Below are 23,585 nucleotides of genomic sequence, written 5' to 3'. Positions count from 1 at the left end.
CGGGGGCCGTCCGTTCCCGACCGCGTCGTCACGGAGAGTGACTGTCCCCTCGCGCACCGGCCGCCCTCCGTCAGGGCCTACGCTTGAAAGCTGATCGATCCACCGGGCAGGAGAGAAATGGCCGTCAATCTGGTCAATGTCGAGAACGTCAGCAAGGTGTACGGGACGCGTGCGCTGCTCGACGGGATCTCCCTCGGCGTCTCCGAAGGGGACCGCATCGGTGTCGTCGGACGCAACGGCGACGGCAAGACCACCCTCATCCGGATGCTCGCCCGGCTGGAGGACGCCGACACCGGGCGGGTCACGCACTCCGGCGGGCTGCGGCTCGGGGTGCTCACCCAGCACGACTCCCTCGACCCCGAGGCCACCGTCCGGCACGAGGTCATCGGTGACATGGCCGACCACGAGTGGGCCGGCAACGCCAAGGTCCGCGACGTGCTGACCGGGCTGTTCGGCGGGCTGGACCTGCCCGGCTTCCCCAAGGGCCTCGACACCGTCATCGGGCCGCTGTCCGGCGGCGAGCGGCGCCGGATCGCGCTGGCCAAGCTGCTCATCGAGGAACAGGACCTGATCGTCCTCGACGAGCCCACCAACCACCTCGACGTCGAGGGCATCGCCTGGCTCGCCCAGCACCTGCGGACCCGCCGGTCCGCGCTGGTGTGCGTCACCCACGACCGCTGGTTCCTCGACCAGGTCTGCACCCGCATGTGGGACGTGCAGCGCGGTGACGTGTACGAGTACGAGGGCGGCTACTCCGACTACGTCTTCGCCCGCGCGGAGCGCGAGCGCATCGCCGCCACCGAGGAGGCCAAGCGGCAGAACCTGGTCCGCAAGGAGCTGGCCTGGCTGCGCCGCGGGGCGCCCGCGCGGACGTCCAAGCCGCGCTTCCGCGTCGAGGCCGCCAACGAGCTGATCAAGGACGTGCCCCCGCCCCGCGACAGCAGCGAGCTGATGAAGTTCGCCTCCTCGCGGCTCGGCAAGACGGTGTTCGACCTCGAGGACGTCACCGTCCAGGCCGGCCCCAAGGTGCTGCTCAAGCACGTCACCTGGCACCTCGGCCCCGGCGACCGCATCGGCCTGGTCGGCGTCAACGGCGCCGGCAAGACGTCGCTGCTGCGGGCGCTGGCGGAGGCGGCCCGGACCGAGGGGGAGGCGCAGCCCGCGGGGGGCCGCGTCCGCGTCGGCAAGACGGTCAAGCTCGCCTACCTCTCGCAGGAGGTCGCCGAGCTCGACCCCACCTGGCGGGTGCTCCAGGCCGTGCAGCAGGTGCGCGAACGCGTCGACCTCGGCAAGGGGCGCGAGATGACCGCCGGACAGCTGTGCGAGACGTTCGGGTTCAACAAGGAGAAGCAGTGGACGCCGGTCGGCGACCTGTCGGGCGGTGAGCGGCGCAGGCTCCAGCTCCTGCGCCTCCTCATGGACGAGCCCAACGTCCTCTTCCTCGACGAGCCCACCAACGACCTCGACATCGAGACGCTCACCCAGCTCGAGGACCTCCTCGACGGCTGGCCCGGCTCGATGATCGTCATCTCCCACGACCGGTTCTTCGTCGAGCGCACCACCGACCGGGTGTTCGCCCTCCTCGGCGACGGCACCCTGCGGATGCTGCCGCGCGGCATCGACGAGTACCTGGAGCGGCGCAAGCGGATGGAGGAGGCCGCCGCGGCCTCCGCGCCGGCGCCCGCCGCCGGCGCCCGCGCCGAGCAGGCCGCCCCCGAGAGGAGCGCCGCCGACCTGCGCGCCGCCAAGAAGGAGCTGCAGAGGATCGAGCGGCAGCTGGACAAGGTCTCGGAGAAGGAGACCAAGCTGCACGCCGCCATCGCCGAGCACGCCACCGACTTCGCGAAGGTCGCCGAACTCGACGCCGAACTGCGGGAACTGGCCGGGCAGCGGGAGGAACTGGAGCTGCGCTGGCTGGAACTGGCGGAGGACGCCTGACCCGTGCGCGGATCCGTCCGCGCGCCCGCGCAGGGGGAACGCGCGGCGCGTGAAGGGGGCGTGAAGGCACGTAACGAGGGCATCACGGGCCGGTCCTCCCTTGGGAACAGGGGAGGACACGGCCCGGTGGGCCGTCGGCGCCGGGTGATAGAAAGAGCCGTCTGAGAACTGTCTGAAGACGACTCTGGGTTCATCACGTACCTCAGGGCGTGGCTAAAAATCAGTGAGTAAGGGGGAACGCGCTGATGACTCAGCCGCCCAACCAGCCGCCTCAGGGTGGCTTCGGAGCGCCGCAGGATCCGCCGGGCGGTGGCTTCGGAGCCCCGCAGACGCCGCCGCCTCCGCAGGGCCCGCCCCAGACCCCGCCGCCCGCGCAGGGCCCGCCGCCCGGGTACGGCTACCCGCAGCAGCCGGGACCGTACGCCTCCGGGCCGTACGCCTCCGGCCCCTACGGGCAGCCGCAGCAGCCGGGTCCGTACGGGCAGCCGCAGCAGCCGGGCCCCTACGGGCAGCCCGGGTACGGCTATCCGCCGCAGCCGCAGTTCCCCGGGGCGCCCGGCACGCCGCCCCCCGGATCCGGCTCCCGCAATCCCTTCAGGGGCAAGCCGGCCCTCGTCGTCGGCGCCGCGGTGGCGGCGCTGCTGGTCGTCGGCGGCACCGTGTGGGCGGTCTCCGGCGGCGACGACGGCAAGGACGGGAAGCCGGTCGCCGGGAAGAGCGACGACCCCAAGGGCGGCTCCTCCGGCGCCCCCGTCAACCCCGGTGACGGCAGCGGTGACGGCGGCGCGGACCCGGAGAACCTCAACGAGGGCCGCAAGGACGGCGAGTCGAAGGTGCTCTGGTACAAGGAGGCGCCCGACGCGCCCGGTTCCGGCGCCGACGCCCCCGGCATGTGGATCACCGACAAGACGGCGGTGAAGGCGGCCTACAAGCAGCTGTCCGCGTACGACGTCGGCGACGGCGAGCCCGCCTGGGAGCCCATCACCTTCCCGCACAAGATCTGCGCGGTCACCCAGGAGAAGACGGCCGACGACAAGGTCGTCGTCGCCCACATGAGCGGCGACAGCGACCGTGCCAAGTGCAACCAGCTCCAGCTCGTCGACCTCGACACCGGCAAGAAGGGCTGGACCGAGGAGGTCGCCGACGGTGAGCTCTTCGACTCCGCGATCTCCATCGAGATGACCCTCGCCGGCAACACGCTGATGGTGGGCCGCTCGCAGTCCGGCACGGCGTACGACGTGACCAGCGGCAAGAAGCTGTTCGACTCCAAGAGGTACGACGAGACCTGCTTCCCCGCCGGGTTCGCGGGCGGCGAGCGGCTGATCCAGGTCGCCTCCTGCGGCGCCGGCGGCGACAACGAGCACGACGAGGTCCGGGAGCTCGACCCGAAGACCGGCAAGGTGAAGTGGACCTACGCGTACGAGAAGGGCTGGAGGGTCGAGCGGGCCTACTCCGTGGACCCGCTCGTCGTCTACAGCACCAAGGAGGAGGGTGACGACAAGAAGCTCTGGAACATCGCCACCTTCACCGCCGGCGGCAAGGTGCGTTCGCAGGTCGGCGTCGACGAGGACTTCGCCCCCACGTGCGGCTGGGCCATCCTCGCGCGCGACCTCCAGGGCTGCGAGGGCGTCGCCGTCGACGACAGCACCCTGTACCTGCCCACCAAGGCGACCACCGGGGCCAACGAGATCGTCGCGATCAACCTCGCCGACGGCAAGGAGAAGTGGCGGGTCGAGTCCCCGGTCGAGGAGTCGATGCTGCCCATGAAGGTCGAGGGCGGCAAGCTCATCGCCTACGTGCAGCCCTCCTACGACGCGGGCGGCCGGGTCGTGTCCGTCCCGACCACCGGCGGGAGCCACGAGCCGGCCGAGCTGATGCAGAACCCGCAGGGCGTCGCGCAGATCGAGAACAGCTTCTACAGCAGGTCGATCGACTGGGTCGACGGCCGCTTCTACATCTCGACCACCCGGCTGATCGGCAATGACGAGTCGAAGGAGAAGTTGATGCTCGCCTACGGCGAGTGAGGCGCGTGACGGCGGCGGGGGCCCCGGCCCCGGCCGGTGCCCCCGCTCCCGTCCGGTCGCTCAGCTCACTCACCCGTCGCCGCCCGTCCCCTTCCCCGAGGTGCTCACGTCATGACCCAGCCGCCCCAACAGCCCCCGCAGCAGCCGGGCTTCGGACCGCCGCAGGATCCGGCGCAGCCGCCCGCCCAGCCCGCCCAGCCCGGGTACGGCTATCCGCAGGCCCCACAGTCGCCCCCGGCCGCTCCGGCGACCCCGCCGACGCCTCCTCCGTCCGCCCCGCAGGGGCCCGGGTACGGCTACCCGCAGCAGCCCCCGGGCGGTTACGGCTACCCGGGGCAGCAGCCTCCGGGCGGGTACGGCTACCCGGGGCAGCAGCCCCCGGCCGGGTACGGCTACCCGGGGCAGCAGCCGGGCCCGTACGGCCAGCCCGGGTACGGCTATCCCCAGGCGACCGTGCCGATGCAGCCGATGCCGGGGCAACCGGGCGGCGGGCGGAAGTTCAACGCGCAGATCGCCATCATCGTCGCCGCGGTCGTGGCCATCGCCCTGATCGTCGGCGGCGGCGTCTGGTACGCGTCCTCCGGCAAGGACGACGACAAGAACAACTCCGCGGACTCCGGCGGCACCGGCGGCGAGGACACCAAGAACGGCGGCGGGGGCGGCACCTCCGCCGGCGGTGAGGAGAAGGCACCGGCCGACCCCGCCTCCCAGGTCCTCTTCCAGGTGCCGGCGCCCAAGGTCCCCAAGGGCAGCACGACCGTCGTCACCTCGGGTTCCTGGGTGACCGACACGGTGTACGCCAAGAGCGGCATCGCCGAGATCGTCGGTTACGACCGGGACAAGGGCACCGAGCAGTGGACGATCGACCTGCCCGGTCCCGTGTGCGAGGCCAGCGACCACGTCACCGAGGACAACAAGACGGCGATCGTCCACAAGCCCGCCATGCCGACCAAGACGGACCCCCAGTCGTGCACCCAGGTGACGGCGATCGACCTGGAGGCGGGCAAGGAGCTGTGGTCCAGGACCGCCAAGTCCGGCACCATGCCGATCAGCTTCGGCAACGTCACCCTCAGCGGGAGCACCGTCGCCGCGGGCAGCACCAGCGGCGGCGCCGCCTGGGAGATCGGCTCCGGCAAGCAGCTGTGGGCCCCGAAGACGTCCGACACCTGCTACGACGCCGGGTACGGCGGCGGCGAGAAGCTGGTCGCGGTGCGCAAGTGCGGTTCGTACGGGCAGCGCCAGCTGCACATCCAGACCATCGACCCGAAGTCCGGGAAGGTGATCAGCGAGTACAAGATGGACGAGGGCATCGAGTACGCCGGCGTCGTGTCCACCGACCCGCTGGTCGTGGCGTCCGACGTGGGCGACTCCGCGGGTGACGGCAGCGGCATCTCGGACTTCTTCTCCATCGACAACAAGACCGGCAAGCTGCGGACGCGCATCTCCGCGCCGGGCGAGGAGTTCGCGGCCCGCTGCGACATCATCACCAAGATCGACCAGTGCAGCGGACTGGCGGTCGGCGACGACCGGCTGTACATCGCGACCGAGGAGGACGAGAGCACGGGCAAGTACGGCCAGACCAACGGGATCGTGGCCTTCGACCTGGCGACCGGCAAGGAGACCGGTCAGCGCGCCGACGCGGGCGACGGCTACACGCTCACCCCGCTGCGGATGGACGGCGGCAACATCCTGGCGTACAAGCGCCCGCCGTACGACAAGGGCGGGCAGATCGTGAGCATCGACGGGGGGTCCTTCAAGCAGACGACGCTGATGGAGAACCCGGCGACGGAGTCCGTGCGGGACGTGGAGACGCGGATGCTGCCGGAGTACGCCGAGATCCTGTTCTCGCAGGGGCGGCTGTACATGTCGGGTGTGTACGCCAGTGACTTCTCCAGTACGGAGAAGGAGTACCTGGTGATCGCCTTCGGTACGGGTTGATCGCTGCTTCGGTCCGTTCTCACGGCTCCGTCCCTGTTCGGGGACGGAGCCGTGCGCGTATCGCTCATCATGTGCTCATGCCGTCGAATGCGGGAATTTCCGCGATCCGGGGCGATTCTCGCCGGTAGGGGGAGCGGAACGTCGAACAAGCGTGTAGCTTCCGGGGGCATCCACGGAGGTCCACGGGGACCCACGGGGGGTCCGGGCGGGGAGGCGGCGCACGGGGGTGCGCGCGGTTTGGGGGGTTGGTTGTCCGATGGGAGTGCGGCTGATGGTGGTCGACGACCACCGATTGCTCGCGGAGGCGTTGGCCTCGGCGTTGAAGCTGCGGGGGCACCGGGTGCTGGCCGCGGCGGCGCCGGCGGCGGGGGCGGCGGACCTGGTGATCAGCCGGGCGCCGGAGGTGTGCCTGCTGGGCACGGCGGTGCCGGCGGAGCCGGGGATCTTCGACCCGGTGGTGAAGATCAAGCGCGAGCGGCCGCAGGTGGCGGTGCTGGTGCTGGGGCCGGTGCCGAGCCCGCGCGGGATCGCGGCGGCGTTCGCGGCGGGGGCGTCGGGATACGTGCGGCACGACGAGCGCATCGAGGGCGTCGAGCGGGCGATCATGAAGGCGCGGGCGGGGGAGGCGGCGGTGGCGCCGCAGTTGCTGCAGGGGGCGTTCGGCGAGCTGCTGAACCCGGCGGCGCAGCCGGACGACGAGGGGCAGCGGCTGCTGCAGATGCTGACGCCGAGGGAGGTGGAGGTGCTGGTGCGGGTGGCCGACGGTGAGGACACCCGTCTGATCGCCGCGGGCATGGGCATCGCCCCGTCGACGGCGCGGACGCACGTGCAGCGGGTGCTGATGAAACTGGGCGTGGGGTCGCGGCTGGAGGCGGCGGCGCTGGCGGCGCGGACGGGGCTGCTGGACCGGGCGGGGCCGGTGCGGGGACCGGCGTCGGCGGAGGACTGACCGGCCGGTGGGGGTGCGGGCGCCCGCGGCGGGCCGTGCGGGCCCGGGTGCCGCTCCGGTGGGGCGCGCCCTGCTCGGAGAGCCCGGGGGTGCGCGGGGGCGCAGTCCGTCGGTGCCGGGCTGCGCCGCCCGCCCCGGTCACCCCGGCCCGCACCGGCCGCGGGTGACCGGTCGGCGCCCCGCGGTCACCCGGCCCGGCCGTCGTCCCGCTCGTCCGGCAGGACGGGCGGCGGGGGCGGCGCCGTCGGCCGCAGCTTCAGCCACAGCAGGAACAGCAGCCCGAGGACCAGCATCCCCAGCCCGGTCCACAGGTTGATGTTGACGCCCGCGGCCTTGTCGATGTCCGCGTCGGACGCGGTGAAGCCCGCGATCGTGACGATGACGCCGTACACGACGAACAGGCCGCCGATGATGCGGCGGATGTCGAAGAGGCGGGCCGCCGTGGCGGACTTGGTCTCCAGCTCGGTGATCTCCCGCTGGAGGTCGCGTTCGGAGTAGTGCTCGGACATGGTCTCTCCAACTCCCCGGTCGGAACGGGGTCAGAACGAGAACGGGATGTAGCAGACGGCGGCCAGGATCACCGCGCCCCAGCCGAGCAGCGCGGGCCTGCGGTACCAGGCGTCGTCGCCCTCCGCGGGCGGCTCGGCCATGCCGGGGGAGCGCGTGCCGTAGACCAGGCCCTGGAGTTCCTCGGTCGGCTTGGGGGCGGTGAAGAGGGACACCGCCACCATGACGACGGCGCCGGCGACGAAGCCCGCGATCGCGGAGACGAAGTTGGCGCCCTGGTCGGAGGGGATGTCGACGATGCCCTCCTTGTAGATGACGAAGTAGTTGACCATCGCGGCGGTGGTGCCGGCGATCAGGCCCCAGAAGCCCGACTTCATCGACGCGCGCTTCCAGAACATGCCGATGATGAAGACCACGAACATCGGCACGTTGAAGAAGGAGAACAGCGTCTGGAGGTAGCTCATGATGTTGGAGAACGAGGAGGCCAGGAACGCCGTGCCGATCGAGGCGAGGACGCCGATCGCGGTGATCAGGCGGCCGAAGCGGACGTAGTACTCGTCCTCGCGGTGCTTGACCACGTACTTCGCCCAGATGTCGGTGGTGAAGACGGTGTTGAAGGACGAGACGTTGGCCGCCATGCCCGCCATGAACGCGGCCAGCAGACCGGTGACGGCGATGCCCAGCACACCGTTGGGCAGGAGCTGTTCCATCAGGTACGGGATCGCGTCGTTGTACTGCAGGTCCGAGTCGGGCGTGCCGATGGCGGGCACGAGCACCGCCGCGACCAGGCCCGGGATCATCACCAGGAACACGATGAAGATCTTCGGGAAGGCGGCGATGAGCGGGGTGCGCTGGGCCGCCGAGAGGTTCCTCGCGGACAGGGCGCGCTGCACCTCGGCGAAGTTGGTCGTCCAGTAGCCGAAGGACAGGACGAAGCCGAGGCCGAGGACGATGGTCAGCCAGTTGGCGCCGAGCGGGTTGTCGCTGCCGATGCCGGTGCCGCCCCAGGCCGTCATGAAGTCGGCGCCGCGCGACTCGGTGAGGGAGTCGGACAGGCCGTCCCAGCCGCCGACGCTCTTCAGGCCGAGCACCGTGATCGGGATGAGCGCGGCGAGGATGACGAAGAACTGCAGGACCTCGTTGTAGATCGCCGAGGACAGGCCGCCCAGGGTGATGTAGGCCAGGACGAAGAAGCCGGCGACGACGATCGCCACCCACTGCGGCCAGCCCAGCAGTGCCTCGACCACGATCGCGAGGGCGTAGAGGTTCACGCCGGCGATCAGGATGGCGGCGCAGGCGAAGAGGACCGAGCTGAGCAGGTGGGCCGGCCTGTCGAAGCGCAGGAGCAGGAACTCGGGGACCGAGCGGACCTTGCTGCCGTAGTAGAAGGGCATCATCACCAGGCCCAGGAAGACCATGGCCGGGATGGCGCCGATCCAGTACCAGTGCGTGGTGTAGACGCCGTACTGCGCGCTGTTCGCGGCCATGCCCAGGATCTCGGTGGCACCCAGGTTGGCGGCGATGAAGGCCAGACCGGTGACCCAGGCGGGCAGGGAGCGGCCGGAGAGGAAGAAGTCGAGGCTGGTCTTCACCGAGCGGCGGGCGGCGAAGCCGATGCCCAGGACGACGACGAAGTAGATCCCGAGGATCGTGTAGTCGAGCCAGTTGGTCGGCAGCCGAAGTTCGGCCGCCAGGTGGGTGGGGGGTGTGAGGTCTGTGGGGGTGTGCATGCGTACTCGCTTCGTTGCGCGAACCGATACCTCGCGGAACCTACGCCTCCGCGTTCAGTGGTTGAAGAGTCTTGGTGATGTTTTTTGTTCGATGGTGAGCGACAGTAGTCCTGGTGGGTTGTGTTTTGGTATGTTGGGTTCTGTTGGAAGAGTGTGCAGCGTGTGTGAAGCGCCGCGGTGAGCGGCTCGAATGGAGCGTCCGGCGTGAAGAAGACCTCGACCCGACTGGCCGACGGTCGCGAGCTCATCTACTACGACCTGAGTGACGACATCGTGCGCGACGCGGTCGACCGCCGCCCGCTGGACGCCACCGTCACCACGTCCGAGATCCGCCGTGACCCGCTGCTCGGCGACAGCGTCGCCGTCGCCTCGCACCGCCAGGGCCGCACCTACCACCCGCCGGCCGACGAATGCCCCCTGTGCCCCTCCCGGGGCGAACGGCTGAGCGAGATCCCCGACGCGTCGTACGACGTGGTCGTCTTCGAGAACCGGTTCCCCTCGCTGGCCGGGGACTCGGGCCGGTGCGAGGTCGTCTGCTTCACCTCCGACCACGACGCCTCCTTCGCCGGTCTGGGCGAACGGCAGGCACGACTGGTCCTGGAGGCGTGGACGGACCGGACGTCCGAACTGTCGCATCTGCCCTCCGTCGAACAGGTGTTCTGCTTCGAGAACCGGGGCGCCGAGATCGGCGTCACCCTCCAGCACCCGCACGGGCAGATCTACGCCTACCCCTTCACCACCCCCCGCACCGCCCTGATGCTGCGCCAAGTGGCCGCGCACAAGGAGGCGACCGGCGGGGAGAACCTCTTCGACGCCGTGCTGGAGCGGGAGCTCGCCGGGGAGCGGGTCGTCCTGGAGGGTGAACACTGGGCCGCCTTCGTGCCCTACGCGGCGCACTGGCCGTACGAGGTCCACCTGTACCCGAAGCGCCGCGTTCCCGACCTGCTCGGGCTCGACGAGGCGGCGCGCACAGAGTTCCCCCAGGTCTATCTGGAACTGTTGAGGCGCTTCGACCGGATCTTCGGTGAGGGTGAGCCTCCGACGCCGTACATCGCGGCCTGGCACCAGGCGCCGTTCGGCTCGCTGGAGGACTTCGACGGCGTCGTGCGCGACGACTTCGCGCTCCACCTGGAGCTTTTCACCATCCGCCGCACGTCCGGCAAGCTGAAGTTCCTCGCGGGCTCCGAGTCCGGCATGAACGTGTTCATCAACGACGTGCCGCCGGAGCGCGCGGCCGAGCGACTGCGGGAGGTAGCGAGTTCATGAGCGGGAAGTACCTGGTCACCGGTGGTGCGGGGTATGTCGGCGGGGTCGTCGCCCAGCATCTGCTGGAGGCCGGTCACGAGGTCGTCGTGCTCGACGACCTCTCCACCGGCTTCCGCGAAGGGGTCCCCGCGGGCGCCTCCTTCATCGAGGGCGACATCCGCGATGCCGCCAAATGGCTCGACTCCTCGTACGACGGCGTCCTGCACTTCGCCGCGTCCTCGCAGGTCGGCGAGTCCGTGGTGAAGCCGGAGAAGTACTGGGACAACAACGTCGGCGGCACCATGGCGCTGCTCGGCGCGATGCGCGAGGCGGGCGTGCGCCGGCTGGTGTTCTCCTCCACGGCGGCGACGTACGGCGAGCCGGAGCAGGTCCCGATCGTGGAGTCCGCACCGACCCGGCCCACCAACCCGTACGGGGCCTCCAAGCTCGCCGTCGACCACATGATCACCGGTGAGGCGGCGGCGCACGGGCTGGGCGCGGTCTCCCTGCGCTACTTCAACGTGGCCGGCGCCTACGGGCGGTACGGCGAGCGCCACGACCCGGAGTCCCACCTCATCCCGCTCGTCCTCCAGGTCGCGCAGGGCCGGCGCGAGGCGATCTCGGTCTACGGCGACGACTACCCGACGCCGGACGGCACCTGCGTGCGCGACTACATCCACGTCGCCGACCTGGCCGAGGCCCACCTGCTGGCGCTGCGGGCCGCCGTGCCGGGCGAGCACCTGATCTGCAACCTCGGCAACGGCAACGGCTTCTCCGTGCGCGAGGTCGTCGAGACGGTCCGCCGGGTCACCGGCCACCCGATCCCCGAGGTCGTGGCCCCCCGCCGGAGCGGCGACCCGGCGGTGCTGGTGGCGTCGGCCGCCACGGCCCGCGAGAAGCTGGGCTGGAACCCGTCGCGCACGGACCTCGCGGGGATCGTCGCGGACGCGTGGGAGTTCGCGCGGCAGCGCGCCAAGTAGAACGCAACGAAGGGTCAGGGGTCAGGGCATGAGCGAGTCCAGCGAAGCCGTCGCGGAATCCGTCGCCGAGCGGTTCGAGCAGTTGTACGGTGCCGCGCCGGACGGGGTGTGGGCGGCGCCGGGCCGGGTCAACCTCATCGGCGAGCACACCGACTACAACGACGGCTTCGTCATGCCGTTCGCCCTGCCGCACACCGCGGTCGCGGCGGTCGCGCGCCGGGACGACGGCGTCCTGCGCGTGCACTCGGCCGACGTGGACGGCCCGGTCGTGGAACTGCCGGTGGACGCGCTCGCCCCCGGGTCCGACAAGCGGTGGACCGCCTACCCGGCGGGCGTGGTCTGGGCGCTGCGCGAGGCCGGGCACGCGGTGACCGGCGCGGACGTCCACCTGGCCTCCACGGTGCCGGCGGGCGCGGGCCTGTCGTCCTCGGCGGCCCTGGAGGTCGTCGTGGCGCTCGCGCTGAACGACCTGTACGGGCTCGGCCTGCGCGGCTGGCAGCTGGCCCGCCTGTGCCAGCGCGCGGAGAACGTCTACGTCGGCGCCCCCGTCGGCATCATGGACCAGACGGCCTCGGCCTGCTGCGAGGCCGGCCACGCCCTGTTCCTCGACACCCGCGACCTCTCCCAGCGGCAGATCCCCTTCGACCTGGCCGCCGAGGGCCTGCGGCTGCTCGTCGTCGACACCCGGGTCAAGCACAGCCACAGCGAGGGCGAGTACGGCAAGCGCCGCGCCGGCTGCGAGAAGGGCGCGGCCCTGCTGGGCGTGGACGCGCTCAGGGACGTGCGGCACGAGGAACTGGAGGCGGCGCTCGGGCGGCTGGGCGACGAGGAGGAGGTCCGCCGCCTGGTCCGCCACGTGGTGACCGAGGACGCGCGGGTGGAACGGGTGGTCTCCCTGCTGGAGGCCGGCGACACCCGCGCGATCGGCCCGGTCCTGGTCGAGGGCCACGCCTCCCTGCGCGACGACTTCCGGGTCTCCTGCCCGGAGCTGGACCTGGTGGTGGAGACCGCCGTCGCCTCCGGCGCCCTCGGCGCCCGGATGACCGGCGGCGGGTTCGGCGGCTCGGCCGTCGTCCTCGCGGAGGAGGCGGACGTCCCCGCCGTCACCGAGGCCGTGGAGGAGGCGTTCGCGGCGGCCGGGTTCAAGGCCCCCCGGGTCTTCGAGGCGGTCCCCTCGGCGGGGGCGCGGCGGCTGCGGTAGGGCGGCCTGGGCTCAGGCCAGTCGCTTGGTCAGGGTGTACTCGGTGATCCCCGGCGGGTAGTCGGGGATCACGCAGACCACGTCGTAGCCCAGGCGCCGGTAGAACTCCGGCGCCTGGAAGTCCCAGGTCTCCACGCGGGCGGCCGCGCAGCCGCGGTCCGCGCGGGCGACGCGCTCGGCCTCCGCCAGCAGCCGGGAGCCCAGGCCCGCTCCCCGGTGGCGGGCGTCGACCCAGAGGTAGGTCACGTGCAGCCAGGTCGTCCAGGTGTGGCCGACCAGACCGCCCGCGAGTTCGCCGTTCGCGTCCGACGCCCACACGTGCAAAGGCGACTCGCGTTCGCCCGGCGTTCCGCGCAGGGCGCGCAGCACCGGGGAGGCCGCCGTGTTGGTGTCCCTCAGGCGCCTGCGGAGCAGATCACGTCGGGCCTTGTCGACTTCTGTCTCAAGACGAAACATGCGGCTCACCATAAACGCGCAAGGCCGCCAGTTCTGCAAATAACCTTCCGCTCCCGGCCCCCGCCCGTACCCTGAAGAACAGCGCCGGTGGGGGTCGGCGCCGTTCAGGGGGCGAGACGGTCGGGTACGGCGTCCGGGGTGGGGTGGCGGTTGTCGCGCGGCGGCGGCCGCGCGGCCGCGGCGGCCCGTCCCACGTCCAGGTGAGTCCGTGACAGGGACCTCGGCGTCGTATCCGCGCCGGTGTCGTCCTCCGCCGGTGGGGTACGTCCCCTGCTCTGTGAAGGGCTTGGGGAAGGGGGTTTCGTGGTTCGCATCCGAGTCCTGGTCGTCGACGACCATCGCATCTTCGCCGAGTCGCTGGCCGCGGCGCTGGCCGCGGAGCCCGACGTCGACGTGTCCGCGGCGGGCAGCGGTCCGGCCGCGCTGCGCTGTCTGGAGCGGGCGGCCGCCGAGGGGCGGCGGTTCGACGTCCTGCTCGTCGACGCCGATCTGGGCGGCAGGGTGCCGGGCGGCCGGCCGGCCGTGCCGGTGCGAGGCGGCGACGAGGACGGGCTCGTCGACGGGATGACGCTGGTCACGGGGGTGCGCTCCGCGCAGCCGCAGGTGCGGATCGTCGTCCTCGCCGAGAAGGACGACCCGCGCCGGGCCGCGCTCGCCCTCCAGGCGGGAGCCTCCGGATGGGTGGCCAAGGACTGCTCGCTGAACCGGCTGCTCACCGTCATCCGCGGGGTGCTGCGCGACGAGACGCACCTGCCGCCCGCCCTGCTCACCGGAGTCCTGCGCGAACTGACCGCCGCCCGCAGGCACCGCACCGAGAGCGAACGGCTCGTGGAGTCCCTGACCCCGAGGGAGCGGGAGGTGCTGCGGTGCATGGTCGCGGGACTGGGGCGCAAGGCGGTCGCCGAGCGCCTGTTCCTGTCCCCGCACACCGTGCGGACGCACATGCAGAACGTCCTCGGGAAACTGGGGGTGCACTCCACCCTCGCCGCCGTGGCCCTCGCCCGCCGGGCGGGCGTCGGACCCGTCGACCTGGACCGGCCGTCAGCCGGGGATGTTGTCGAACGGGGCGGTCAGCTGGCGTAGCAGTGCGGCCAGTTCACTGCGCTGCGCGTGGGAGAGCTCCGCGAGGATGGCCCGCTCCTGCGCCAGCAGCCCGGCCAGCGCCTGGTCGGCGCGGTCGCGGCCCTCGTCCGTGAGCCGGACCAGGACACCGCGCCGGTCGCTGGGGTCGGGCAGCCGCTCCACCAGCCCCTTCTTGGCGAGGCGGTCGATGCGGTTGGTCATCGTGCCCGACGTGACCAGGGTCTGGGTGAGGAGCTGCCCCGGCGAGAGCTGGTACGGGGTGCCCGCGCGGCGCAGCGCGGTCAGGACGTCGAACTCCCAGGACTCCAGAGCGTGTTCGGCGAAGGCGAGCCGACGCGCCCGGTCCAGGTGCCGGGCCAGCCTGCTCACCCGGCTGAGCACCTCGAGCGGTTCCACGTCGAGGTCCGGGCGCTCCCGGCGCCACGCCGCGACCAGCCGATCGACCTCGTCCTCCATGCGGATCAGTGTAGTGGTTGTGTCGATGTGAAGTCTCTTGATGTGGAGTGTCTTGACATCGAGATAAATGCGGGGGAGGCTGGACACGGTCCGTCAGCGCCGGGAGAGCACCGGGAGGCTCCATGTCCGCGGCCACCAGTCCCATCTGGGACCCCGCCCAGTACCTGCGTCACGCCGGTCACCGCGCCCGGCCCTTCACCGACCTGCTCGCCCGCGTCCCGGACCTGCCGGGGGACCCGCCCCGCATCGCCGACCTCGGCTGCGGCGCCGGGAACGTGACGGCCCTGCTCGCCGAACGCTGGCCCACCGCCCGCATCACCGGCCACGACAACTCGCCCGAGATGCTCGACAGGGCCCGCGTCGACCACGAGGGCCCGACCGGCGGGGGCGGCCGGCTCGACTTCGCCGAGGCGGACGTCCGTACGTGGACGCCGGACGGGGCGTACGGCCTGATCGTCAGCAACGCCACGCTGCAGTGGGTTCCGGGGCACGTGGACCGTTTCCCGGAGTGGATCGCCGGGCTCGCCCCCGGCGGCACCCTCGCCTTCCAGGTGCCCGGCAACTTCGACGCCCCCAGCCACACCCTGATGCGCGACCTCGCCGCCTCCCCGCGCTGGCGCGCCCGCCTCGACGGCGTCCTGCGCCACACCGGGGCCGTGCTCCGGCCGGAGGCGTACCTGGAGCGGCTGACCGGCCTCGGCTGCACCGCCGACGTGTGGGAGACGACGTACGTCCACCTGCTGACCGGCGAGGACCCCGTCCTCGACTGGGTCGGGGGCACCGGCCTGCGGCCCGTCCTGACCGCCCTCGCCGACGACCCGGAGGCGCGGGAGGCGTTCGTGGAGGAGTACCGCGCCGCCCTGCGCGCCGCCTACCCGGCCGGGACGCACGGCACGGCCTTCCCGTTCCGCCGCGTCTTCGCCGTCGCCCGCAAGGAGGGATGACGGGCGACCAGATGGTGCGCCCCGGGTGGGTGACGAGGGTGCGGATCACGCCGTCGTCGACGACGTACAGCACCCGGTAGCCGCCGACGCGCAGGCGGCGGGTGTCCGGCCCGCAGGGAACCGACCCTGCGGGGCGGGGCTCGCGGGCGAGTCCGTCGGTCCTGTCGAGGACCAGGGAGAGTCCCCCGGGGTCCTCATCCCCGTCATGCGCACACGGGTGCACAGGATCAGTCCTGTGCACCCGTGCTTCAGCTCTTCCGGTGCCCTATCAGCCGGGGCTTCTGCTCCAGCCCGTCCAGGCCGTGCCACGCCAGGTTCACCAGGTGGGCCGCCACCTCCGCCTTCTTCGGCTTGCGCACGTCCAGCCACCACTGGCCGGTCAGCGCGACCATCCCGACCAGCGCCTGCGCGTACAGCGGGGCCAGCTTGGGGTCGAAGCCCCGGCTCTTGAACTCGCGGCCCAGGATGTCCTCCACCTGGGTCGCGATGTCCGAGATCAGCGAGGCGAAGGAACCCGTCGACTGCGGGATGGGGGAGTCACGGACCAGGATGCGGAAACCGTCCGTGTACTCCTCGATGTAGTCCAGCAGGGCGAAGGCGGCCTGCTCGCACAGCTCGCGGGGGTGGCCGGCCGTCAGGCTGCTCGTCACCATGTCCAGCAGGCGCCGCATCTCGCGGTCCACCACCACCGCGTACAGGCCCTCCTTGCCGCCGAAGTGCTCGTACACCACCGGCTTGGAGACCCCGGCCTTCGCCGCGATCTCCTCCACCGAGGTGCCCTCGAAGCCCTTGGCCGCGAACAGGGTGCGTCCGACCTCCAGCAACTGCTGGCGGCGCTCCGCACCGGTCATCCGGGTACGGCGCACGCGCCGCGGCTTGTCGTTGCTCGGGGTGCTGCTGGAGTCGGTCGCCACGGCGACCATCATGCCGCCTTCACGGTTTCCCTCCCCCGTCGGGAGCCGTCTTCCGCCGTGTTGCGGCGCGAATCGATACGCGAGCGTGACGGCCACCGCACGTCGTACGCCCAGCCCAGCCGCTCGAACCAGCGGATCAGGCGGGCGCTCGAGTCGAGCTGCCCCCGCTCCACCCCGTGCCGCGCCGAGGTCGGGTCGGCGTGGTGCAGGTTGTGCCAGGACTCACCGCAGGACAGGACCGCCAGCCACCACACGTTGCCCGAGCGGTCCCGCGACTTGAACGGGCGCTTGCCGACCGCGTGGCAGATCGAGTTGATCGACCACGTCACGTGGTGCAGCAGCGCCACCCGGACGAGCGACCCCCAGAAGAAGCCCGTGAACGCGCCCCACCACGACATCGTGACCAGGCCGCCGATCAGCGCCGGCAGCGCCAGCGACACGACCGTCCACAGGACGAACTGACGGGAGATCGCCCTGAGCGTCCTGTCCTTGATCAGGTCCGGCGCGTACTTCTCCTGCGGCGTCTGCTCCTCGTCGAACATCCAGCCGATGTGCGCCCACCACAGGCCCTTGATCAGCGCCGGGACCGTCTCCCCGTACCGCCACGGCGAGTGCGGGTCGCCCTCGGCGTCGGAGAACTTGTGGTGCTTGCGGTGATCGGCCACCCAGCGCACCAGCGGACCCTCGACCGCCATGGAACCGGCGATGGCCAGCGCGATCTTCAGCGGGCGCCTGGCCTTGAACGAACCGTGGGTGAAGTGGCGGTGGAAGCCGATGGTGATGCCGTGGCACCCCAGGAAGTAGAAGAAGACCAGCAGGCCGAGGTCCAGCCAGCTCACTCCCCAGCCCCATGCCAGCGGGACCGCCGCCAGCAGCGCCAGGAACGGGACGGTGATGAAGAGCAGCAGCGTGATCTGCTCGACCGAGCGCTTCTGTTCGCCGCCCAGGGTGGCGGAGGGCAGTGCCGCCTCCCCGGACCGGGTTTTCTGCGAGTCTTCGTCGATCACATCGGAGCTTGAGGTCATGCGTGTCCCCTGTGGGGTATGTGGATGAGGGTGGTGTGCCCGGGCCGCGAGGACCGTGCGCCTTTCCTACGGTCCCGTAACCTACGGCATCGTAAGTATGGCAGTGCGTCGCCCCGCGGCAAGAGCCCGTCGGCCTGCGCGTCCGGGCCGACACCTATCCTGGAGTCGGTCGGACAGCGCGGTCCGCTCTGATTTCTTCCCGGACGTCCGGCCCGTAAGCGGCGCCCGCCGCGCGAGACGCCGTCCGGGTTCCCTCCCAGACGAGCTTCAACACTGCAAGGAGCCGCACCTGTGAGCAGTGCCGACGACCAGACCACGACGACGAGCAGCGAGCTGCGCGCCGACATCCGCCGACTGGGTGACCTCCTCGGGGAGACCCTCGTGCGGCAGGAGGGCCCTGAGCTGCTGGACCTCGTCGAGAAGGTCCGCCGACTCACCCGTGAGGACGGCGAGGCCGCCGCCGAGCTGCTGCGCGGCACGGAACTGCAGACCGCGGCCAAGCTGGTCCGCGCCTTCTCCACCTACTTCCACCTGGCCAACGTCACCGAGCAGGTCCACCGCGGCCGCGAGCTGCGCGCCCGCCGCGCCGCCGAGGGCGGACTGCTCGCCCGCACCGCCGACCGGCTCAAGGACGCCGATCCCGAGCACCTGCGCGAGACGGTGCGGAACCTCAACGTCCGCCCCGTCTTCACCGCCCACCCCACCGAGGCCGCCCGCCGCTCCGTCCTCAACAAGCTCCGCCGGATCGCCGCCCTCCTCGACACCCCGGTCATCGAGTCCGACCGGCGCCGCCTGGACACCCGGCTCGCCGAGAACATCGACCTCGTCTGGCAGACCGACGAACTGCGCGTGGTCCGCCCCGAACCCGCCGACGAGGCCCGCAACGCCATCTACTACCTCGACGAGCTGCACGCGGGCGCGGTCGGCGACGTCCTGGAGGACCTCACCGCCGAACTGGAGCGCGTCGGCGTCCGCCTCCCCGACGACACCCGCCCGCTGACCTTCGGCACCTGGATCGGCGGCGACCGCGACGGCAACCCCAACGTCACCCCCCAGGTCACCTGGGACGTCCTCATCCTCCAGCACGAGCACGGCATCAACGACGCCCTGGAGATGATCGACGAACTGCGCGGCTTCCTGTCCAACTCCATCCGGTACACGGGCGCGACGGAGGAACTGCTGACCTCCCTGCGGGCCGACATCGACAACCTCCCCGAGATCAGCCCCCGCTACAAGCGCCTCAACGCCGAGGAGCCCTACCGGCTCAAGGCCACCTGCATCCGGCAGAAGTTGGAGAACACCAAGCTCCGCCTCGCCAAGGGCACCCCGCACGAGCCCGGCCGCGACTACCTCGGCACCGGTGAGCTCCTCACCGACCTGCGGATCATCCAGGCCTCCCTGCGCGAGCACCGCGGCGGCCTCTTCGCCGACGGACGCCTCGCCCGCACCATCCGCACCCTCGCCGCCTTCGGCCTCCAGCTCGCCACCATGGACGTCCGCGAGCACGCCGACGCCCACCACCACGCCCTCGGCCAGCTCTTCGACCGGCTCGGCGAGGAGTCCTGGCGCTACGCCGACATGCCCCGCGACTACCGCGCCAAGCTCCTCGCCAAGGAGCTGAGGTCCCGCAGGCCGCTGGCCCCCACCCCGGCGCCCGTCGACGCGGCCGGCGAGAAGACCCTCGGCGTCTTCCAGACCGTCAAGCGCGCCCTGGAGGTCTTCGGACCCGAGGTCGTCGAGTCGTACATCATCTCCATGTGCCAGGGCGCCGACGACGTCTTCGCCGCCGCCGTGCTGGCGCGGGAGGCCGGACTCATCGACCTGCACGCCGGCTGGGCGAAGATCGGCATCGTGCCGCTGCTGGAGACCACCGACGAGCTCAAGGCCGCCGACACGATCCTGGAGGACATGCTCTCCGACCCGTCCTACCGGCGCCTGGTCGCGCTCAGGGGCGACGTGCAGGAGGTCATGCTCGGCTACTCCGACTCCTCCAAGTTCGGCGGCATCACCACCAGCCAGTGGGAGATCCACCGCGCCCAGCGCCGCCTGCGCGACGTCGCCCACCGCTACGGCGTACGGCTGCGCCTCTTCCACGGCCGCGGCGGCACCGTCGGCCGCGGCGGCGGCCCCACCCACGACGCCATCCTCGCCCAGCCCTGGGGCACCCTCGAGGGCGAGATCAAGGTCACCGAGCAGGGCGAGGTCATCTCCGACAAGTACCTCATCCCGTCCCTGGCCCGGGAGAACCTGGAACTGACGGTCGCCGCCACCCTCCAGGCGTCCGCCCTGCACACCGCGCCCCGCCAGTCCACCGAGGCCCTCGCCCGCTGGGACGCCGCCATGGACGTCGTCTCCGACGCCGCCCACTCCGCCTACCGGCGCCTGGTCGAGGACCCCGACCTGCCGGCGTACTTCCTCGCCTCGACGCCGGTGGACCAGCTCGCCGACCTGCACCTGGGCTCCCGGCCCTCCCGCCGCCCCGGCTCCGGCGTCTCGCTCGACGGCCTGCGCGCCATCCCCTGGGTGTTCGGCTGGACCCAGTCCCGGCAGATCGTCCCCGGCTGGTTCGGCGTCGGCTCCGGCCTGAAGGCGCTGCGCGAGGCCGGTCTCGACACCGTGCTCGACGAGATGTACGGCCAGTGGCACTTCTTCCGGAACTTCATCTCCAACGTCGAGATGACCCTCGCCAAGACCGACCTCAGGATCGCCCAGCACTACGTCGACACCCTCGTCCCCGACGACCTCAAGCACGTGTTCGACACCATCCGGGCCGAGCACGAGCTGACCGTCGCCGAGGTGCTGCGCGTCACCGGCGAACAGGAGCTCCTGGACGCCACACCGGTCCTCAAGCAGACCTTCGCCATCCGCGACGCCTACCTGGACCCGATCTCCTACCTCCAGGTCGCCCTCCTCAAGCGCCAGCGCGACACCGCGGCCGCGGGCGAGCAGCCCGACCCGCTGCTCTCCCGGGCGCTGCTGCTGACCGTCAACGGTGTGGCGGCGGGCCTGCGCAACACCGGCTGACCGGCGTCACCGGACAGGGCGGTGCCCCCGAGCCCCGTACGGGCCCGGGGGCACCCTCCGTCCGGTCCCGGGCGGCCGGGAGGGTCCTCAGACCGCCAGGAAGGCCGCCGTGAGCAGCGCCGTCCCCGACAGCGCCAGCACCCACGCGGCCCGCGTCCGCAGCAGCCCGCCCGCCACCACCACCGACGCCAGCAGCAGCGCCCCGCCCAGCGGAACCCACGCGTACAGGACCCCGGCCGGACCGGAGCGGACCGCGTCGTCGCCGCCCGGCTTCAGCACCACCGTGTAGGTCTCGCCCTCCGCCACGGCCACCGAGTTCTCCAGCACGACCTCCGGCCGCGGCTGCGACCCCTGCGACAGCGGCGCGTACGGCCCCGTGCACGTCTTCGCGCCGCACCGCGTCACCTCGACCGTGCCGCGCTCGCGCCCCTTCGTCAGCATCGCGTGCTGCGCCGTGCCCCACGACGCCCACACACCGGCGACCAGGATCAGCGCGGCGACCGTGCCCATCGCCGCGAACCGGCACAGCCGCAGCACGGTGGAGGAGCCCCGGGAGGAGAGGACCGCTGAAGGCATGGCCGCGATCCTTGGCCATGACCTTGCGGTCGGTCAACTCAGGTGGGGGCGAGCAGGGGGCATGCGCGGGGACAAGTCGGCAGATGTGCGCATCGGCGCCTCAGGAGTTGTACGCGCTCTGCGCCCGCTCCAGCCCCTCGATCACCAGACACTCCACCGCGTCCGCCGCCCGGTCCACGAAGTAGTCCAGCTCCTTGCGCTCCGCCGACGAGAAGTCCTTCAGCACGAAGTCCGCCACCTGCATCCGCCCCGGCGGACGCCCGATCCCGAACCGCACCCGGTGGTAGTCCCGCCCGAACGCCTTCGTGATCGACTTCAGCCCGTTGTGGCCGTTGTCCCCGCCGCCCAGCTTCAGCCGCAGCACGCCGTAGTCGATGTCCAGCTCGTCATGGATCGCCACCACATGCGCCACCGGCACCTTGTAGAACTCCCGCAGCGCGTTCACCGGCCCGCCCGACAGGTTCATGTATGACATCGGCTTCGCCAGGATCACCCGCCGGTTGGCCGGCCCCGGCGGCCCGATCCGCCCCTCCACCACCTGCGCCTGGGCCTTCCCGGCCCGCTTGAACCGGCCCCCGACCCGCTCCGCCAGCAGGTCCGCCACCATGAACCCCACGTTGTGCCGGTTCATCGCGTACTCCGGGCCCGGGTTGCCCAGACCCACGATCAACCAGGGAGCCGCCGCACCGGCCGCCGCATCGGTCGTCACGTCCATGTCTCCTTCATACGCGTCGGCCGCTGCCCCGCGCGGGAACAGCGGCCGACGAAACGACGACGGGAAGAGGATCAGGCCTCGGCGGCCTCTTCGCCCTCACCCTCGGCACCCTCGGGCGCCTCCTCCGCCTGGGCGGCCAGCACCTGCAGCACCACGGCGTCCTCCTCCACGGCCAGCGTCACGCCGTTCGGGAGCGCGATGTCCTTCGCCAGGACGGAGGCGCCGGCCTCCAGGCCCTCGACGGAGACCGTCACGTTCTCCGGGATGTGCGTGGCCTCGGCCTCGACCGGCAGCGCGTCCAGGACGTGCTCCAGCAGGTAGCCACCCGGCGCCAGCTCGCCCTCGGCCACCACCGGGATCTCGACCTGGACCTTCTCGCCGCGCTTCACCAGCAGCAGGTCCACGTGCTCCAGGAAGCCCTTCAGCGGGTCGCGCTGCACGGCCTTCGGGATCGCCAGCTCGCTCGTCTTGCCGTCGATGTCCAGCGAGATCAGCACGTTCGGCGTACGCAGCGCCAGCAGCAGCTCGTGGCCCGGGAAGGTCAGGTGCAGCGGGTCCGAACCGTGCCCGTACAGCACACCCGGAACCTTGTTGTCACGACGGATACGGCGCGCGGCACCCTTGCCGAACTCGGTGCGCGTCGCGGCGGAGATCTTCACCTCGGACATGCTCACTCCTCGAAGTCAGAAAACGGACGTGGTCACCCGGCCACGAACGGCCTGCTACGAAGAGCGCGTCGATAACGGACCGCCGCACCCGCCTCCCGTGAAGCGGAACGGCCTCCCTCGCCGAGCAACTGCAGCAGTCTACTCGGACCGGGAGGCCGCACCCAAAACGATCACCGGACGACGCCGGCGGTCGGAAACGGTCGCAGAACCCTTACTGCTCGTCGAACAGGCTCGTCACCGAACCGTCCTCGAACACCTCACGCACCGCACGCGCGATCGTCGGCGCGATCGACAGCACCTTGATCTTGTCCAGGGTCTCGCTCAGCTCCGTCGGCGTCGGCAGCGTGTTCGTGAACACGAACTCGCTCACCCGCGAGTTCTTCAGCCGGTCCGCCGCCGGACCCGACAGCACGCCGTGCGTCGCCGTCACGATCACGTCCTCCGCGCCGTGCGCGAACAGCGCGTCCGCCGCCGCGCAGATCGTGCCACCGGTGTCGATCATGTCGTCCACCAGCACGCACACGCGGCCCTTCACCTCACCGACCACCTCGTGCACGGTGACCTGGTTCGCCACGTCCTTGTCCCGGCGCTTGTGCACGATCGCCAGCGGCGCACCCAGCCGGTCGCACCAGCGGTCCGCCACCCGCACGCGGCCCGCGTCCGGCGACACCACCGTCAGCTTCTCCCGGTCCACCTTCGCCCCCACGTAGTCCGCGAGCAGCGGCAGCGCGAACAGGTGGTCGACGGGCCCGTCGAAGAAGCCCTGGATCTGGTCCGTGTGCAGGTCCACCGTGAGGAGGCGGTCGGCACCCGCCGTCTTCATCAGGTCCGCGATCAGGCGCGCCGAAATCGGTTCACGACCCCGGTGCTTCTTGTCCTGCCGCGCGTAACCGTAGAAGGGCACGATCACCGTGATGGACCTGGCCGACGCGCGCTTCAGCGCGTCGATCATGATCAGCTGCTCCATGATCCACTTGTTGATCGGAGCGGTGTGGCTCTGGATCAGGAAGCAGTCGGCACCACGAGCCGACTCCTGATACCGCACATAGATCTCGCCATTGGCGAAGTCGAAGGCCTTCGTCGGGACGACCCCGACACCCAGCTGCTGGGCGACCTCCTCGGCAAGCTCGGGGTGGGCGCGGCCGGAGAAGAACATCATCTTCTTCTCGCCGGTCGTCTTGATCCCGGTCACAGCACTTTCTCCTCAGAGGT

General features: G+C 71.3%; 20 protein-coding genes. 10 read left to right on the top strand and 10 right to left on the bottom strand.

Features of this window, described 5'->3' with window-relative positions:
• Positions 1–117 precede the first annotated feature (117 nt).
• From GL259_RS16945 to GL259_RS16930, 4 genes are all read left to right on the top strand, one after another.
• On the top strand, positions 118–1,938 hold the full coding sequence (locus GL259_RS16945) for an ABC-F family ATP-binding cassette domain-containing protein (protein WP_159533670.1): 1,821 nt from the start codon (positions 118–120) through the stop codon (positions 1,936–1,938).
• Positions 1,939–2,183: 245 nt separating this feature from the next.
• Positions 2,184–3,962 carry a PQQ-binding-like beta-propeller repeat protein gene (locus GL259_RS16940; RefSeq protein ID WP_159533668.1) on the top strand — a complete coding sequence of 593 codons (1,779 nt, stop codon included), beginning with the start codon at positions 2,184–2,186 and terminating at the stop codon, positions 3,960–3,962.
• A 111-nt stretch (positions 3,963–4,073) separates the two neighbouring features.
• Positions 4,074–5,900 carry a PQQ-binding-like beta-propeller repeat protein gene (locus tag GL259_RS16935; protein ID WP_159533666.1) on the top strand — a complete coding sequence of 609 codons (1,827 nt, stop codon included), beginning with the start codon at positions 4,074–4,076 and terminating at the stop codon, positions 5,898–5,900.
• Positions 5,901–6,156: 256 nt separating this feature from the next.
• Positions 6,157–6,849, top strand: a complete 693-nt coding sequence (locus tag GL259_RS16930) for a response regulator transcription factor (RefSeq protein ID WP_159533664.1) — start codon at positions 6,157–6,159, stop codon at positions 6,847–6,849.
• Between the two features lie 185 nt (positions 6,850–7,034).
• On the opposite strand, the gene GL259_RS16925 is transcribed toward GL259_RS16930, so the two are convergent.
• On the bottom strand, positions 7,035–7,358 hold the full coding sequence (locus GL259_RS16925; RefSeq protein ID WP_159533662.1) for a hypothetical protein: 324 nt from the start codon (positions 7,356–7,358) through the stop codon (positions 7,035–7,037).
• Positions 7,359–7,388: 30 nt separating this feature from the next.
• Positions 7,389–9,086, bottom strand: coding sequence for a sodium:solute symporter family protein (locus tag GL259_RS16920; RefSeq protein ID WP_159533660.1), 1,698 nt, complete (start codon positions 9,084–9,086; stop codon positions 7,389–7,391).
• A 204-nt stretch (positions 9,087–9,290) separates the two neighbouring features.
• On the opposite strand from GL259_RS16920, the gene galT reads away from it, so the two are divergent.
• Genes galT through galK form a run of 3 tightly spaced genes read left to right on the top strand, consistent with a single transcriptional unit; the run spans position 9,291 to position 12,512 of the window.
• Positions 9,291–10,352, top strand: a complete 1,062-nt coding sequence (gene galT, locus GL259_RS16915; protein ID WP_159533658.1) for a galactose-1-phosphate uridylyltransferase — start codon at positions 9,291–9,293, stop codon at positions 10,350–10,352.
• Positions 10,349–11,311 carry a UDP-glucose 4-epimerase GalE gene (gene galE / locus GL259_RS16910; protein WP_159533656.1) on the top strand — a complete coding sequence of 321 codons (963 nt, stop codon included), beginning with the start codon at positions 10,349–10,351 and terminating at the stop codon, positions 11,309–11,311. The genes galT and galE overlap by 4 nt, the downstream gene beginning before the upstream one ends.
• A 28-nt stretch (positions 11,312–11,339) precedes the next feature.
• Complete coding sequence (gene galK, locus GL259_RS16905) at positions 11,340–12,512, top strand: galactokinase (protein WP_159533654.1); 1,173 nt, start codon at positions 11,340–11,342, stop codon at positions 12,510–12,512.
• A 12-nt stretch (positions 12,513–12,524) separates the two neighbouring features.
• On the opposite strand, the gene GL259_RS16900 is transcribed toward galK, so the two are convergent.
• Positions 12,525–12,980: an N-acetyltransferase gene (locus GL259_RS16900; protein ID WP_208026481.1), complete on the bottom strand. Its 456-nt coding sequence runs from the start codon at positions 12,978–12,980 to the stop codon at positions 12,525–12,527.
• 291 nt (positions 12,981–13,271) lie between these two features.
• Here GL259_RS16900 and GL259_RS16895 point away from each other — a divergent pair, with 291 nt between their 5' ends.
• Positions 13,272–14,051 (top strand): response regulator transcription factor, encoded by a 780-nt coding sequence (locus GL259_RS16895; RefSeq protein ID WP_159533650.1) that lies wholly within the window; start codon positions 13,272–13,274, stop codon positions 14,049–14,051.
• Here GL259_RS16895 and tamR read toward each other — a convergent pair.
• Positions 14,010–14,507, bottom strand: a complete 498-nt coding sequence (gene tamR, locus GL259_RS16890; protein WP_159533648.1) for a MarR family transcriptional regulator TamR — start codon at positions 14,505–14,507, stop codon at positions 14,010–14,012. The genes GL259_RS16895 and tamR overlap by 42 nt on opposite strands.
• 122 nt (positions 14,508–14,629) lie before the next feature.
• On the opposite strand from tamR, the gene GL259_RS16885 reads away from it, so the two are divergent.
• Positions 14,630–15,451, top strand: coding sequence for a trans-aconitate 2-methyltransferase (locus tag GL259_RS16885; protein WP_159533646.1), 822 nt, complete (start codon positions 14,630–14,632; stop codon positions 15,449–15,451).
• Between the two features lie 248 nt (positions 15,452–15,699).
• Here GL259_RS16885 and GL259_RS16880 read toward each other — a convergent pair whose 3' ends face one another.
• Both GL259_RS16880 and GL259_RS16875 read right to left on the bottom strand, forming a co-directional pair.
• Positions 15,700–16,377, bottom strand: a complete 678-nt coding sequence (locus GL259_RS16880; RefSeq protein WP_159533644.1) for a TetR/AcrR family transcriptional regulator — start codon at positions 16,375–16,377, stop codon at positions 15,700–15,702.
• Positions 16,374–17,390 carry a fatty acid desaturase gene (locus GL259_RS16875; protein ID WP_159533642.1) on the bottom strand — a complete coding sequence of 339 codons (1,017 nt, stop codon included), beginning with the start codon at positions 17,388–17,390 and terminating at the stop codon, positions 16,374–16,376. The genes GL259_RS16880 and GL259_RS16875 overlap by 4 nt, the downstream gene beginning before the upstream one ends.
• Positions 17,391–17,681: 291 nt before the next feature.
• On the opposite strand from GL259_RS16875, the gene ppc reads away from it, so the two are divergent.
• Positions 17,682–20,414: a phosphoenolpyruvate carboxylase gene (gene ppc, locus GL259_RS16870; RefSeq protein ID WP_159533640.1), complete on the top strand. Its 2,733-nt coding sequence runs from the start codon at positions 17,682–17,684 to the stop codon at positions 20,412–20,414.
• Positions 20,415–20,501: 87 nt separating this feature from the next.
• On the opposite strand, the gene GL259_RS16865 is transcribed toward ppc, so the two are convergent.
• The 4 genes from GL259_RS16865 to GL259_RS16850 form a co-directional block, all read right to left on the bottom strand.
• Entirely contained in the window at positions 20,502–20,990 is a 489-nt protein-coding gene (locus GL259_RS16865; protein ID WP_159533638.1) for a hypothetical protein, read from the bottom strand.
• Between the two features lie 100 nt (positions 20,991–21,090).
• Entirely contained in the window at positions 21,091–21,705 is a 615-nt protein-coding gene (gene pth, locus GL259_RS16860; RefSeq protein ID WP_159533636.1) for an aminoacyl-tRNA hydrolase, read from the bottom strand.
• A gap of 71 nt (positions 21,706–21,776) precedes the next feature.
• Positions 21,777–22,373: a 50S ribosomal protein L25/general stress protein Ctc gene (locus GL259_RS16855; protein ID WP_159533635.1), complete on the bottom strand. Its 597-nt coding sequence runs from the start codon at positions 22,371–22,373 to the stop codon at positions 21,777–21,779.
• A 211-nt stretch (positions 22,374–22,584) separates the two neighbouring features.
• Positions 22,585–23,565, bottom strand: a complete 981-nt coding sequence (locus GL259_RS16850; RefSeq protein ID WP_159533633.1) for a ribose-phosphate diphosphokinase — start codon at positions 23,563–23,565, stop codon at positions 22,585–22,587.
• Positions 23,566–23,585: the final 20 nt, after the last annotated feature.

This window comes from Streptomyces sp. Tu 3180, assembly GCF_009852415.1.
GTDB lineage: Bacteria > Actinomycetota > Actinomycetes > Streptomycetales > Streptomycetaceae > Streptomyces.
The sequence above is the reverse complement of the archived record's forward strand: the minus strand, read 5'-3'. Positions and strand labels throughout refer to the sequence as shown.